General features: G+C 50.0%; 9 protein-coding genes. 3 read left to right on the top strand and 6 right to left on the bottom strand.

What is annotated here, in order from left to right:
• Window positions 1-112 precede the first annotated feature (112 nt).
• Window positions 113-2458: a helix-turn-helix domain-containing protein gene (locus tag ADU23_RS10240; RefSeq protein WP_331459231.1), complete on the top strand. Its 2346-nt coding sequence runs from the start codon at window positions 113-115 to the stop codon at window positions 2456-2458.
• Between the two features lie 91 nt (window positions 2459-2549).
• Here the strand turns inward: ADU23_RS10240 and ADU23_RS10235 are convergent, their stop codons facing one another.
• The 3 genes from ADU23_RS10235 to ADU23_RS10225 all read right to left on the bottom strand — a co-directional run bounded on the left by ADU23_RS10235 (window position 2550) and on the right by ADU23_RS10225 (window position 6122).
• Window positions 2550-4157, bottom strand: a complete 1608-nt coding sequence (locus ADU23_RS10235; protein WP_053373653.1) for an extracellular solute-binding protein — start codon at window positions 4155-4157, stop codon at window positions 2550-2552.
• A 119-nt stretch (window positions 4158-4276) separates the two neighbouring features.
• Entirely contained in the window at window positions 4277-5188 is a 912-nt protein-coding gene (locus ADU23_RS10230) for a carbohydrate ABC transporter permease (RefSeq protein ID WP_053373652.1), read from the bottom strand.
• A gap of 19 nt (window positions 5189-5207) precedes the next feature.
• Window positions 5208-6122 carry an ABC transporter permease gene (locus ADU23_RS10225; RefSeq protein ID WP_442950649.1) on the bottom strand — a complete coding sequence of 305 codons (915 nt, stop codon included), beginning with the start codon at window positions 6120-6122 and terminating at the stop codon, window positions 5208-5210.
• A gap of 390 nt (window positions 6123-6512) precedes the next feature.
• Between ADU23_RS10225 and ADU23_RS10220 the strand changes: the two genes are divergently transcribed.
• Together ADU23_RS10220 and ADU23_RS10215 are read left to right on the top strand one after the other, a co-directional pair.
• The gene (locus tag ADU23_RS10220; protein ID WP_197286056.1) at window positions 6513-9260 is read left to right on the top strand and encodes an alpha-mannosidase; all 2748 of its coding nucleotides are present in this window, start codon (window positions 6513-6515) and stop codon (window positions 9258-9260) included.
• 16 nt (window positions 9261-9276) lie between these two features.
• On the top strand, window positions 9277-10557 hold the full coding sequence (locus ADU23_RS10215; RefSeq protein WP_053373650.1) for a glycoside hydrolase family 125 protein: 1281 nt from the start codon (window positions 9277-9279) through the stop codon (window positions 10555-10557).
• An 84-nt stretch (window positions 10558-10641) separates the two neighbouring features.
• Here the strand turns inward: ADU23_RS10215 and ADU23_RS10210 are convergent, their stop codons facing one another.
• The 3 genes from ADU23_RS10210 to ADU23_RS10200 all read right to left on the bottom strand — a co-directional run bounded on the left by ADU23_RS10210 (window position 10642) and on the right by ADU23_RS10200 (window position 13830).
• Complete coding sequence (locus ADU23_RS10210; RefSeq protein WP_053373649.1) at window positions 10642-11958, bottom strand: ABC transporter substrate-binding protein; 1317 nt, start codon at window positions 11956-11958, stop codon at window positions 10642-10644.
• Window positions 11959-12108: 150 nt separating this feature from the next.
• Window positions 12109-12942: a carbohydrate ABC transporter permease gene (locus ADU23_RS10205; RefSeq protein ID WP_053373648.1), complete on the bottom strand. Its 834-nt coding sequence runs from the start codon at window positions 12940-12942 to the stop codon at window positions 12109-12111.
• Entirely contained in the window at window positions 12943-13830 is an 888-nt protein-coding gene (locus ADU23_RS10200; RefSeq protein ID WP_053373647.1) for a carbohydrate ABC transporter permease, read from the bottom strand.
• Window positions 13831-13860: the final 30 nt, after the last annotated feature.

Below are 13860 nucleotides of genomic sequence, written 5' to 3'. Positions count from 1 at the left end.
TTTATCGTTTATGGATCTTTGCTTTCCTTGATCCGCTATTTATTGCATAATGAAAGACTAGGCACAAAGAAAGCTCTTTCATTTCAACTACGCACTGGAGGCGAATACAGTCGTGCCAAAGCTCACTTACAAGTCAACTTCGTTGTCACGAGCCAAAAAAAATTGGAATCATATGAAGTCAAGCCTGCTTCTAAAATACGCCTTATCCTATATACTCATCTTTCTTATTCCATTGACCGGAGTCACTGTATTTGTATATGAAAACGCAGTCAATAGCCTCCGCTCCGAGATTGAACAGTCCAATGTGAATCAATTGAATCAGGTCAAAATGACGATTGACGACCGGATGAGAGAGCTTCAGGAAATCGCCAGCAAAATCGCCTACGACGAGCATTTAACGCCCTATATGGTACGTCATCCTTATTACGGCTGGGAGGCTATCCGGCAGCTTTCTACCTACAAAGCCAACAGCAGCATTTTGGAAGATTTATTTCTATATTTCCATGACGATTCTACTATTTACTCTTCGCGCGGCCTCACCGATGTGGACGTCGTATTCAACCAAACCTATCAATTTAAAAATGGGAGCAAAGAGGACCTGCTTCGCGATCTAAATGAGGCTACCCACCCTGTCATGCGTCCCGCCGAGCAAGTTAACGTAAACTACCGCAAGGAGTCGATGCTGACCCTGCTCGTGCCGATTATGCCTAACGATCCGTTTCCATATGGAACCGTTGTCTATCTGATGGAAGAGTCCAAGCTGACCGGGGTCATGGATTCCATTCTTAACGAGTTTTCCGGAAGCAGCTATATTTTTGACCAGGACGGGAAAATGCTGACTTCCAACAATCACGGGGCAACCATGCCGCAGGACGAGCTATCTGTCCTCTCCGCATTGCAGCCCGGCATTCACAACCTGACGCTGAACAACGAAAAGCAGTCGGTCGTCGCCGTGCTCTCGCAGGAGAATGGATGGACTTACGTCACCGCGATGCCGAGCCATCAATTTTTCAGCCGTGTCGTTCACATTCAAACGTTAATTCTGCTTGTATTCAGCATCGTGGTCCTAACGGGAATTGCCGCAGCCATGCTGCTTGCCAAGCGCCAATACCATCCGATCAAGGATTTGATGGAGTTCGCTAGGCTAAAAAGCAAAAGCACCGCCTTGGATTCCGCCAAAATCAGCAATGAGTGGGATTGGATTAAGCAGACCATCCACGATTACAATGCCCGGATCGATATACAGGAGCCTTATGTGCGCAACCAATGCTTGCTGCTTCTGCTTAAGCACGGCAAGCCTGACGATCCTGAGATTGAGCAGTTGATCTTGGGCGCGGGGCTTGAGCTTCCGCAGGGGCAAGGCTTGTATTTCTCCGTTATTTTGGCTTGGAACGCTTCCTATGCGGGCGAGAATGCCCGGCACGAGCGCCAACAGATGCAGGAATTGCTTCATGAGCTAGAGCTTCCCGACCTTCAAGCACAGGTTTATGGCATTGAGTTCTCTCCATCGGAGCAATTTGCGCTCATGGTTAGCCTGGTACCGTCAGAGACTGCGGCCTTGCAGCAGCAGATCGAGCAAATCGTGGAAACCGTAAAGCTCATGGTCATCGAAAACTCGCAGCTCATGCCATCCATAGGGGTAGGCACAGCTTACGAGAACCTGGCAGAGCTTAACCAATCCTTTATCGAGGCGGCAACCGCGCTGGAATTCCGATTGGCAGGCGGCAATGGCCACGTGACCTATTTCGAGCACTTGGCGGAGCTTAGCTCGCCGGATGCCGAAACCTTCTGGATCTCCAAGAAGTCGCTGCTCAAGCTGGAGCAAAGTCTTAAGCAAGGAAATGAATCCGTAGCCAGACAAATGATCAGCAGCATAATTTCCGATATCAAAAATGAATCATTATCCGTCCCGCTGCTGCGCTGCATCTGCTACGATCTTCTGAATGCCATGCTGCGTGTAGCTTCTGAAATGGGCATGCACAGCGTCATCCAGCATATTTCTTCCTTGGCATCGTTCGACACGCTGGACGATACCGAGCAGAAGCTGAACGGGCTCGCTGAGCAAATCTGCGCGCAGGTGGAGCGCAATACCGAAACCGAGCAGCATTCTTTGATGGACGATATCGTAGCCTACGTCGATCAGCAATATGCCGACTATACGCTCAGCCTGGAGCATATCGCCTTGAAGTACTCGATTTCGACTTCCTATTTGAGCCGCAGCTTCAAAGAAAAAACGGGGCTCAACTTTTCCCAATATATTTCGCGCTGCCGCATTGATGAGGTGATTCGTTTGCTGCTGGCCACCGATGCGCCGCTGAAAGACATCATTGAACGTGTCGGGTATTTGGATACGCCAAACTTTATCCGCAAATTCAAGAAGGAAACAGGCTTTACACCTGGGCAGTACCGCAAGCTTAACGCGCCCGAAGCCACGTCCGCGAAGGAAAACGCGCTTTAGTTATTAAGCGCATCTTCGCCATAAAGCCCATAATCAAAGCCAACTCTTAAGCACTGATTCGGTGCTAAGAGTTGGCTTATTTAGATGGAGATTAGCTCGTTTTCCAGCGGTCGTATGCCGTTTGGTAAATCTCAGCTATCCGTTGTCCACCCATTTTTTTGATCGTGTCCACATATTTATCCCAGCCGCTGATCGAATCTTGGCCGGTGATGAATTTTGCTTCCATTTGCATGACGTAAGTGCTCAGGTCCGAGCGCAGCTTCGTTACCTCAGCCGACTCTTCCGCTGTTAGGAACAACGCCGGGAATGGCACTTTTGCGCCGCGATCCAGAAGCTTTTCCTTAGATTCCTTCGTTACCCACTCATCAAATTCCGTTTTCAGACCAATCGTAAGATCATCGCTAATCACCATCGGCGCGGAAATGCCGTAGTTAGGCGTCAGCGTGGAGCGGAACTCTTCGCGATCGCCGCCGCCGGGAACAGGCAGCCATTCCTTCGTCATAGAAGCTTTGTCCGTATACTTCCACAATGTGCCTTCTGGGCCTTTGTCGAACAGCATCGCACCATCATAGGAGTACAAATAATCGACCCAACGCATCGATGCTTCCGGCGCTTTATTGCTGCTCGAGATGGCGAATGCTCCGGTAGCGTAGCCTTTATTTTTCGCAATAGCAGGCGCTTCTACCATGTCGCTCTTCACTGGGCTGAACATCACATCTTCTGTGTTTGGCTCGCCGCCATGCGTAAAGTATGCATGCCAATCCGAGAACAAGCCGATTTGATTGTTTTTCGCTTTTGCTTTCTTCTGGTCGTCCGTTTGGGAGAAGGACTCATGATCAAGCAATTCCTCGCTCCAAAGGCGATTCATATATTCGAGGTATGCCTTGTACGGCTCTTCCATCGGCGTATAGTGAACAACATCCTTCTCATCGGCATAAATCTCTTCCTCATATGCGCCAAACGCGCCGAGAATCCATGTACGCAGGTCTCTCATCTTGGAGGAGGAAGCGAGCGGAATTTCGTCCTTTTTGCCATTGCCGTTCGGATCTTCTTCTTTGACCCGCTTCAAATAGGTGTACAATTCTTCCGTCGTTTCAGGAAGCTTCTTGATATCAAGCGCTTTCAGAAAATCGCCGTTATACCAAAGCGGGTTGCGGTACCATGGCTGGTTGAACTCGATCCGCGGCAGCGAATAAATATGCCCGTCCGGTGCTGTGATCGATTTGCGGATATCCGGGTAATCCTCAAGCAGCTTCTTCACGTTAGGCGCATATTCATCAATTAGGCCTTCGAGCGGAATAAGGATGCCTTGTCCGCCGTAGTTAAGCTCCTCCGCTTGCGTCAGCTTCGCGCCGAAAAATACATCGGGATAGTCGCCGCTTGCGAACACCAAGTTTTTCTTCGTATCGAAGCTGTCTCTTGGCGCGTTCAAATATTCGAATTTAATGCCCGTCAGCTTCTCCATCTCCGACATGACCGGCATGTCCTTCCAGTTCTGAATGCCGATGTCCGGCGCCATTAGCGATAAGGTAATGCTCTCGTTAACGATCGGGAATCCTTCTTTATTTACGCTTTCGGCTGCTCCCGCTCCTGCCGTGTTTCCTTTTTCCTTGTCGCCGGACGAGCCGCAGCCAGCCAGCAATGTAACCGTCATCACTCCTGCCAGCAGCAGCGACCAAGCTTTTCTTGATTTGTGCATGCTTAAATCCTCCCTTTTTTCCCTCTAATGTATTTGGTCATGCTATATAATAAGCGAAGAAATAATTTCCCTCGTCCATTATCTCACAAAGTGCTGCCCAGCGGCCCCGAATAGGGCAACTAACCTTTTACAGAGCCAATCATTACGCCTTGCACGAAGTAACGCTGCAGGAATGGATATACCGCAATAATCGGTAGCGTCGATACGATGATGACCGCATATTTGACCAAAGAAGCGGCGTCCGCCTTGGAGTTCATCGCCATCGCTACCTCTCCGCTAACCGCGGCTCCAGTTGTCTCTGCCGTCATCTCCTGAAGCACGAGAATTTGGCGCAGGATCATCTGAAGCGGATATTTCGCCTCGTCATTCAAGTAAATCAAAGCCGAAAAATAGCTATTCCAATGCCCGACTCCATAAAACAGAGCCATAACGGCAATAATCGGAGACGATAGCGGCAAAATGATCCGGACGAACAGCTTCATGTTCGTGCATCCGTCCATATGCGCAGCCTCCTGCAGCTCCTTCGGAATCGTAGACTGGAAGAAGGTCCGCGCCACGATAATATTCCATACAGAGGCAGCAACCGGCAAAATAAGCGCACCCATGCTGTTGATAAGACCTAGGTTCTTAATTAACAGGTAGCTTGGCACAAGCCCCCCGCTAAAGAACATCGTAACCAGAATGATGCCCATAAACAGCTTGCGGCCGATGAAATCGGTTCTGCTCAGCGCGTAGGCGGCAGGCAGCGTAACGACTAGATTAAGCAAGGTTCCAAGAACCGTATAAATAATCGTATTTAGATACCCATTCCATATTTTCGCGTTATCGAATACCAGCTTGTACCCTTCCCAAGTAATGCCCTTCGGAAACAGCCACATTTCGCCCGAATTTACGAGCTTGGGATCGCTTATCGAAGCGCTGACCATATAAAGCACCGGATACAGCACAACGACTAGTGCAAGCAGCAAATAAATATAGTTCATCATCAGAAACAGCTTATCGCCCTTTGATTCTTTTACAGCTGTAACCATACGTTTCTGTTCCTCCTTCCTACCAAAGGCTTGTCTCGCTTGTGCGTTTTGCAATTTTATTAACCATAATGAGCAAGAGGGCATTCACTACTGAATTGAACAAGCCAACTGCCGTAGAGAAGCTATACTGCGCATCCACTAGCCCGGAACGGTATACGAATGTAGAAATAACGTCGGATGACCCCATATTGAGCGGATTTTGCAGCAGCAAAATTTTCTCGAAACCTACGCCCAGGATGTTGCCCATGTTCAAAATCAATAGGATCGTAATGGTCGGCACAATCGTTGGCAGGTTAATGTGCAGCACACGCTTGAACCTGCTCGCGCCATCGACGATAGCAGCCTCATGCAGCTGCGGATCTACGCCTGACAATGCCGCTAGGTAAATAATCGTCCCCCAGCCCGCGCTTTGCCACACGCCTGACAAGACGTACACCGTCTTAAACCATTTAGGATCCGTAAGATATGCTGCCGGCTCCATGCCGAGCAGCTCGATTAGCTTTACAAGCATCCCTGACGATGGCGACAGGAAAGTAATGATCATCCCGGCCATAACCACGACTGAAATAAAATGCGGAGCATAAGTAACCGTTTGCACCGTTTTCTTAAAATAGCCGTTTTTAATTTCGTTAAAAGCAAGTGCCAATATAATCGGCAGCGGAAATCCGATGGCTAGCTCATATAGGCTGATGCTGAACGTATTCCATAATAGATCCCAGAAATAATAGGAATTAAAGAATCTCTCGAAATGCTCGAAGCCTACCCATGGGCTTCCCATAATGCCTTTTGTCGGTATGAAGTTTTTAAAAGCAATCTGGATGCCGTACATCGGTCCGTAGTGAAAAATAAGAAAGTACAGCATGACAGGAGTCATGAATAAGTAGAGCTCCCAGTTTTGCAGCATCTTTTTGCCGAGCGATTTGTTCCCGCGCATTTTTGTGTTTAAAGGGAGCGCTTGCTGTTCGTTTCCTTTCATCTCTCTCGAATCCTCCTCTCTCTATTTTGTTAGTTTCAGCTATCACATCGCCGATTGTCGGCATTGCAATTGACTAACGCTTACATTCCAAATTGTAGACATTATTGCCTAGCCCGGTAAATATGTATGATCTGCATTGTCATTCCAAAAGGCTGTAACCGTAAGGTTTTACAGCGTTTTCATGATGATTGCTGTCATTCTTCCGCTGCCCATCATGCTGCTAATGTGTTGGATATGCTCTATGTAAATATGGTGCAAGTGATACATATTGTGCTTTGCGGATAAATGTGTGAACCTTTCTTACGAATGCGCATACAAACCTAATTCAATTCAGGAGGCTTTTTGACCGTGACAAACAAAACCGCCCATCTTATCTCCCATACCCATTGGGACAGAGAATGGTATATGCCTTACGAATACCACCATACGCTGCTCACTGAGCTAATGAACGATTTGCTTCGCACTTTGGAAGAGGACGACGAATTCCGCAGCTTTCATCTGGACGGGCAGACGATCATTATGGAAGACTATCTTCAAATCCATCCCGAGAAAAGAGAAGCGCTGGAGAAATATATTCGCGAGGGCCGCATTATCATAGGTCCTTGGTATGTGCTGCAGGATGAATTTCTGACGAGCTCCGAGGCGAATGTCCGCAACCTATTGATCGGACATCAAGACGCGTCTCATTACGGCGTCATTTCCAAGCTCGGTTATTTTCCCGACTCCTTTGGCAATATGGGGCAAGCGCCGCAAATGCTGAAGCAAGCCGATATCGATACCGCCGTATTCGGACGCGGCGTAAAACCAACCGGCTTCGATAATATGGTGGGGGAATCGGAGGGCTCAAGCTACGAATCGCCTTTCTCGGAGATGCACTGGTCCTCTCCTGACGGCTCGACCGTACTGGGGCTGCTCTTCGCCAATTGGTACAACAACGGTATGGAGGTTCCGACCGATCCGGACGAAGCGAAAGCTTACTGGGCCAAAAGGCTTGCCGATGCCGGTAAATATGCGTCAACGCCGGAGCTTCTATTTATGAACGGCTGCGACCATCAGCCTGTCCAAACGAATTTATCAGAGGGAATCCGCACGGCACGCGAGCTGTTTCCTGACATAAACTTTGTCCATTCCAGCTTCGAGCAATACTTGGAGGCGCTAAAAGGCCAGCTTCCCGCGAATTTGACCACGGTCAAAGGTGAGCTGCGCAGTCAGCATACCGATGGATGGAGCACGCTCGTCAATACGGCTTCGGCTCGGGTTTATTTGAAGCAGCTTAATCAGCGCGGGCAGACGCTGCTGGAGAAAGGCGCTGAGCCTCTCGCAGCGCTTGCTCATTTGGTCGCTGGCCAAGCTTACCCGCATCAGCTGTTAACCTATGCATGGAAGACACTCATGCAAAATCATCCTCATGACAGCATTTGCGGCTGCAGCGTGGACGAGGTGCATCAGGAAATGGTTACCCGTTTCGATAAGAGCCGGCATACGGCGGAATCGATCATTACGGAGAGCCTAAGCGCGATCGCCGGGCAGATCGATACGAGCGGAGCTTCAGCATGGGCGAAGGAAGACGTGCCGGTCACGATTTTCAACATGACAGGCTGGGAACGCAGCGGTACGGTGAGCGTGGAGCTGATCGTGGCCAAAGCTTATTTCAAGGAAGGGCCTAACCCGGCAGCGATTGCCGAGCGCCTGGAGAAGCTTCCGCTGGATATCGAGCGCGGAGTGCTGCTTGATGATGAGGGCCGCGCGATTGCTGCCAAGGCTGAGGATTTGGGCGTTCATTTTGGTTATGAGCTCCCGAAGGATAAATTCCGCCAGCCCTACATGGCGCGTAAAATTCGGCTGACCTTTGAAGCAAGCCGGGTTCCGGCGCTTGGCTTCAAAACCTATGCTTGGACTCCGTCGTCCGCTGCCATCACGCTAACGCCCGCTAATTCGCTGAGCGCTAGCCCAAATGGCATGGAAAACCAATTTATCGCCGTTCGCTTCCAGGCGGACGGATCCATAAACCTAACCGATAAAGTAACCGGGAAAACGTTCGAAGGGCTTGGCGTCTATGAGAATTGCGGCGACCTTGGCAATGAATATGTATTTAGGCAGCCTGAGGGTGAACAGCCTCTAACAACAAAAGGCATTCCGGCAACGATAATGCTCGTCGAGAATGAAGCCTACCGGATCACATACGAAATCGTTCATGAATGGACTGTCCCTGCGCGTGCAGACGATACCTTCACCGAAGAAAAGCGTAAAATGGTCCGTTTCCGTGACCGCAAAGCACAACGGGTGGAGGATCGGGTGCCGCTGCGCATTGTAACGCGCGTCAGCCTTGAGCAATCCGGCAAAGGGCTGCAAGCGCAAGCATCCTTTAATAACCAAGCCAAGGATCATCGCCTTCGCGCGCTGTTCCCGACAGGGCTGAAAGCTGACCGCCATTTGGCTGACTCTATCTTCGAGGTTGCCTCGCGGGATACGACGCCTGCCAAGGAGTGGACAAATCCAAGCAATGCGCAGCATCAGCAGGCATTTGCCAGTGTGTCAGATGGGGAGTACGGCTTAACTATCGCCAATAAAGGGTTGAACGAATACGAGGTGCTGCGCGGCGAATCCCATACGATTGCCGTAACGCTTCTTCGCGCAGTCTCCGAGCTTGGCGACTGGGGCGTATTTCCGACGCCGGAAGCGCAGTGCCTAGGCGAGCAAACGGTAGAATTCGCTATCTACCCGCATGCCGGAGATGCCATAACGTCTGAAACTTTCGCACAAGCTTACCAATTCCAAGCGCCTTGGTTCCATTTGCAAACCGATAATCAACAAGGCTCGCTGCCAACGACCTATGCGCCTCTGAAATGGGAAGGCAAAGGGTTCGCATTGTCCGCCTTCAAAGTGTCGCAGCCTAGCGGAGACGTAATCGTTCGTTGGTATAACGTTGCCGGGGAGCCGCAGGAGCTTGCTTTTCAGGCTAACTTTGATACAGACCGCATTTATCAAAGCGATATTTTGGAACGACGCCAAGCGGCCGCGAGCATTCAGGACGGACAGGTACGTGAAACGGTTGGAACAGCAAAAATTATGACCTATGCCCTTAAATTAAACTAAGCAGGAGGTTTACAGCATGAAACTACCAGATTCCATTACAAACGTATTAGCTGAAGCGGATCAACGCCTCGCGCATCATCCCAAGCTGCAAAAGCTATTCAAAAACACTTTTCCGAATACGCTGGAGACGACCATCAAGCTGATGGACGACGGCACTACCTTTGTCATTACAGGCGACATTCCGGCGATGTGGCTGCGTGATTCCACGGAGCAGGTCCGCCATTATATCCCCTACGTCAAGGAGGACGCTGAGCTGCAGCGCATCATCAGCGGCGTCATTCGGCGCCAGATGTTCTACATTAACATCGATCCGTATACGAACGCGTTTAACGAAACGGCAAGCGGCAAGCACTATAACGCCGGCGATCAATCCGACATGACGGCATGGATGTGGGAGCGCAAGTACGAGCTCGATTCCTTGTGCTTCCCGACGCAGCTCGCCTACATGTACTGGCAGGAAACGGGCAAAAGCGATATTTTCGACGACGCCTGCTATCAAGCACTAAATTCGATTGTAAATGTGATCAAAACCGAGCAGCGCCATGAGGAAAAGTCGCCTTACCGCTTCGTGCGCCCTGGCTTCAAAGAAACCGAAACGCTGCAAAATGACGGGTTAGGCTTGCCTGTCAACTACACGGGCATGTCGTGGTCGGGCTTCCGTCCAAGCGATGATGCCTGCCTATTCGGCTACAACATTCCTTCCAATATGTTCGCCGTCGTTATTCTTGGCTATATTCGGGACATTGCAGAGCAAGTGTACGGGGACAAGGAACTAGCAGGAAGAGCGGAGAAGCTGCGCCGGGAGATCGACTTCGGCATTCGCGCATACGGCATCGTTAATCATCCGGTTTTCGGCAAAATCTATGCCTATGAAACCGACGGCTACGGCAATTACTGCCTGATGGATGATGCGGGTACGCCAGGGCTATTGTCTATCCCTTATTTCGGATATGCGCCTGTGGATGATCCTATTTATCAAAATACACGGCGGTTTGCACTTAGCAGTGAAAATCCTTTCTACTTTGAAGGCAAGTTTGCGAGGGGCATAGGCAGCCCACATACGCCTGCCGGACATGTGTGGCATATGGCGCTATCTATGCAGGCTTTAACGGCTGACAATGATGAGGAAATCAAAGAGCTTATCGATATGCTTATCGCAACAGATGCCGATACCGGCTTTATGCACGAGGGCTTCCATGCCGATGATCCAACGGTTTTCTCCCGTGAATGGTTTGCATGGTCCAACAGCCTGTTCGCCATGTTGATTTGCAAAGCGATGGATAAAGGCATCGTGTAATCGTAAACGGGTTCATTCTCTCATTAAATAGGGGATGCCCACGAGGTCATTGACCTTGTGGGCATCCCCTTCTTGCATAAAGCCTTATTTCTTCACGATATCCTGCACCGCTTTGTCGAATTTCTCAAGCAGCTGGTCGCTCGTAATTTGCTTGCCAAGATACTCCTGCATCGCCGCGCCCCATTGCTGCGTGATGCCATCCGGGAAGCGATCCCAGTTCCAGCTTTTCACTTGTTCAGGGTTCGCGTTCGCGAAGGTAGCGAAATCGCCGCCGATTTTGCCTACCGCTTCCGGATTCGGCTCGATCGAGGACAATGCCGGCACGAATTTAAAGTCGGTGGAGATGAATTTTTTGCCTGTTTCCGATGTAACCATCCAGTTCAGGAACGCTTTCGCTTCTTCCACTTGATCGGATTTGCTGTTGACGATCCAGTTGTTCGGCACGCCTGTGAATACATTAGGTTTGCCTTGAAGCGGCACCGCCATCATTCCTAGGTTAAGCGCCGGGTCGATCTCGTCGATCATGCCTTGAATCCAGTTGCCGTGCTGAATCATGGCGTATTTGCCGGCTGCGAATTCCGCAACCTGCGTATTGTAATCCGTCGTCAAAGCGTTATCTTGGCCATTAGCGAACATAATGTCCACTAGGCGGATCCACTGCTTCATGATCGGATCATCCTTCAATTTCACTTTCCCTGCTTTTACATCCTCGATAAACGCAGCCGGATCAGCTTGGTTCGCGAATGCAATGTTGAGCGTATGAATACCCATCGACCACCACTCGGAGGTAAGCGCGAATGGAATGATGCCCGCATCCTTCAGCTTTTTGGCTGCTGCTTCAAGCTCCTCAAGCGTCTGCGGAAGCTCCGTAATGCCAGCCTTCGCGAAAAGATCCTTATTGTACGTGAAGCCATATGCCTCAAGGTTCATCGGCATGCCCAGCAGCTTGCCGTCACGCGTAATTTGCGCTTTCGATGCTTCTACCAAATCCTTTGCCCAAGCCTCGCCCGTCAGATCCGCCGCACGATCCACATAAGGCTCGAAGCCCGCCCAGCCGCTGGAGTTAAAGATTTCCGGCTCTTCGCCAGCCGCAAGCTCTGCTTTGAGCAATGCGCTGTAATCCTCGCCGCCGCCATGCGTCTCGATTTCAACCTTAACGCCCGTTTCCTTCTCATACTCCGCCGCCATTTTTGCAAGCGCATCGGCGATCTCTACCTTGAATTGAAATACTTTAATCGTAACGTCCTTCTTCGGCGCTTCCGTAGGGTCTGTCTTGCCGCCGTCGGCCGTTTCCTTTGGAGCATTGGTAGCCGCTGCGCCATTGTTGTTGCTGCTTCCGCAGCCGCTTGCCAGAACGATGAGCATAATAGCAGCTAGCATAAGTAAAGAAATCTTTTTCATCTTATGACCTCCCGCAAATTTTATATATAATCCTATTTTGTAACGCTTACATCGTCATTATAATTGTGCAACAACATGGCACAACACCGAATATATTGTACTTGTAGGTGTAATATGTTGATAACTTCCATATATTCAAGTTATATAAGTTTAACCTTTTACCGAACCGGCTGTAATGCCTTCAATGATATGCTTTTGCAAAAATAAGAAAAACAAGATGATCGGAATCGTGCTCAGCGTGAGCGCCGCCATGGCGAGATCCCATTTGCGCAAATACTGTCCAAAAAACTTCTGTACCGCGAGCGGAATCGTCGTCAAATTATCGTTAATGACCAGCACCGGCAGCAAGTAGTCGTTCCAAATCCACAGCACGTTCAAAATAATGACCGTCACCGTAATCGGCTTGAGCAGCGGGAATACGATTCGCCAGAACACCCCGTAAGGAGAGCATCCGTCCACTACCGCCGCCTCTTCCACCTCAAGCGGAACCGACTTGATAAAGCCGTGATACAGAAACATGGATAACGAAATGCCAAAGCCCATGTAGCAAATAACGATACCATACAAATGGCCGCGAAGCTCGAACAATGAAGTAATGCGCATAAGCGGCAGCATAACCGATTGGAACGGAATGATCATGGCGGCGATAAGCACCGTCAGCAGCAGCTTATTAAAGGCCGTCGGACGGCGCACCAAGCGGTAAGCCATCATCGAGCTGATCACAACGAGCATCACTACGCTGATCGAGGTCACCATGAACGAGTTGAGAAATACCGTTGGAAAATCAATAGCCACCCAGGCCCGCTTAAAATTATCCAGCCCCAGCTTCTCAGGCAGTGAGGCGGCATTGAGCAAAATATATTTGAGCTCCTTGAACGAGTTGACGAGCAGAAAGTAGAATGGCGCCAGAAAAACGAGTGCCACCGCGATGCCGACAAGCTCCAGCAGCAAAATAAGAGGCGTATAACGCTGTCTGTTTTCCATTTAGGCCTCCACCTCCTTCTTCTTCGTGATCCATACCTGCGTCACCGTAATGAGCGCAACGCCGAAGAAGAAGATCATCGCCTTCGCCGTTCCAAGCCCGTAGCGGTTGTTAACCAAGCCTTCGCGGTATACGTTAAGCGCGATCGACTCCGTCGCGTTGCCGGGACCGCCTGCGGTAAGCGACAGGTTAAGATCGAACATTTTGAACGAGTTGGATGTCGTCAGGAACAAGCAGATCGTAATCGCCGGCATGATCAGCGGTACCGTTACCGATCGCAGCAGCTGCCACGCCCCTGCCCCGTCGATTTTGGCAGCCTCGATCAAATCCTTCGGCACGCTGATCATCGCCGCGATATAGATAATCATCATGTAGCCAGCCGTTTGCCATACAAACACGATCACGATTCCCCAAAAGGCCGTATTCGGCGTACCCAGCCACTGCAGGTTAAAAAAGCCAATGTCCGTCGCTTCTCCAATTGCCCGAAAACCCCGAACAAAAATGAAATACCAGATGTAGCCGAGCAGCAACCCCCCGATTACGTTGGGCAGAAAAAACACCGTCCGCAAAAAATTACGGCTCTTCAAGTTGCGCGTCAGCAATAGCGACAGCAAAAATGCCGTAACGTTCGTGACAACGACTGCGGCTGCCGTAAATTTGGTCGTGAACCAAAAAGCATTCCAAAACCGTTCATCGTCGCTGAAAATTTTTATAATATTTTTCATGCCTACCCATTTGGCGTTGCCAAGGTCCATCCCATTCCATTCCGTGAACGTGTAGTAAAAGCCCATCATGAACGGTGCGAGTACAATCAGTATAAATGCTATCAGTCCCGGGCCAACAAACACGGTTTGCTGTACCCATTCGTTCCACTTGATTCGTTTGGACATTGCTCTCGTCCCCCTTCTCTTCCCTGTGCC

The sequence above is a fragment of the Paenibacillus sp. FJAT-27812 genome, assembly GCF_001273905.1.
In the GTDB taxonomy this organism is placed as follows: Bacteria; Bacillota; Bacilli; order Paenibacillales; family Paenibacillaceae; genus Pristimantibacillus.
This window is presented reverse-complemented; position numbering and strand designations above follow the sequence as displayed.

What these genes read in the sequence shown, in the direction of transcription:
- ADU23_RS10205 (WP_053373648.1), bottom strand. Translation starts at nt 12,942, where the DNA reads ATGGAAAACAGACAGCGTTATACGCCTCTTATTTTGCTGCTGGAGCTT.
- ADU23_RS10235 (WP_053373653.1), bottom strand. Translation starts at nt 4,157, where the DNA reads ATGCACAAATCAAGAAAAGCTTGGTCGCTGCTGCTGGCAGGAGTGATG.
- ADU23_RS10210 (WP_053373649.1), bottom strand. Translation starts at nt 11,958, where the DNA reads ATGAAAAAGATTTCTTTACTTATGCTAGCTGCTATTATGCTCATCGTT.
- ADU23_RS10200 (WP_053373647.1), bottom strand. Translation starts at nt 13,830, where the DNA reads ATGTCCAAACGAATCAAGTGGAACGAATGGGTACAGCAAACCGTGTTT.
- ADU23_RS10215 (WP_053373650.1), top strand. Translation starts at nt 9,277, where the DNA reads ATGAAACTACCAGATTCCATTACAAACGTATTAGCTGAAGCGGATCAA.
- ADU23_RS10225 (WP_442950649.1), bottom strand. Translation starts at nt 6,122, where the DNA reads ATGCGCGGGAACAAATCGCTCGGCAAAAAGATGCTGCAAAACTGGGAG.
- ADU23_RS10230 (WP_053373652.1), bottom strand. Translation starts at nt 5,188, where the DNA reads ATGGTTACAGCTGTAAAAGAATCAAAGGGCGATAAGCTGTTTCTGATG.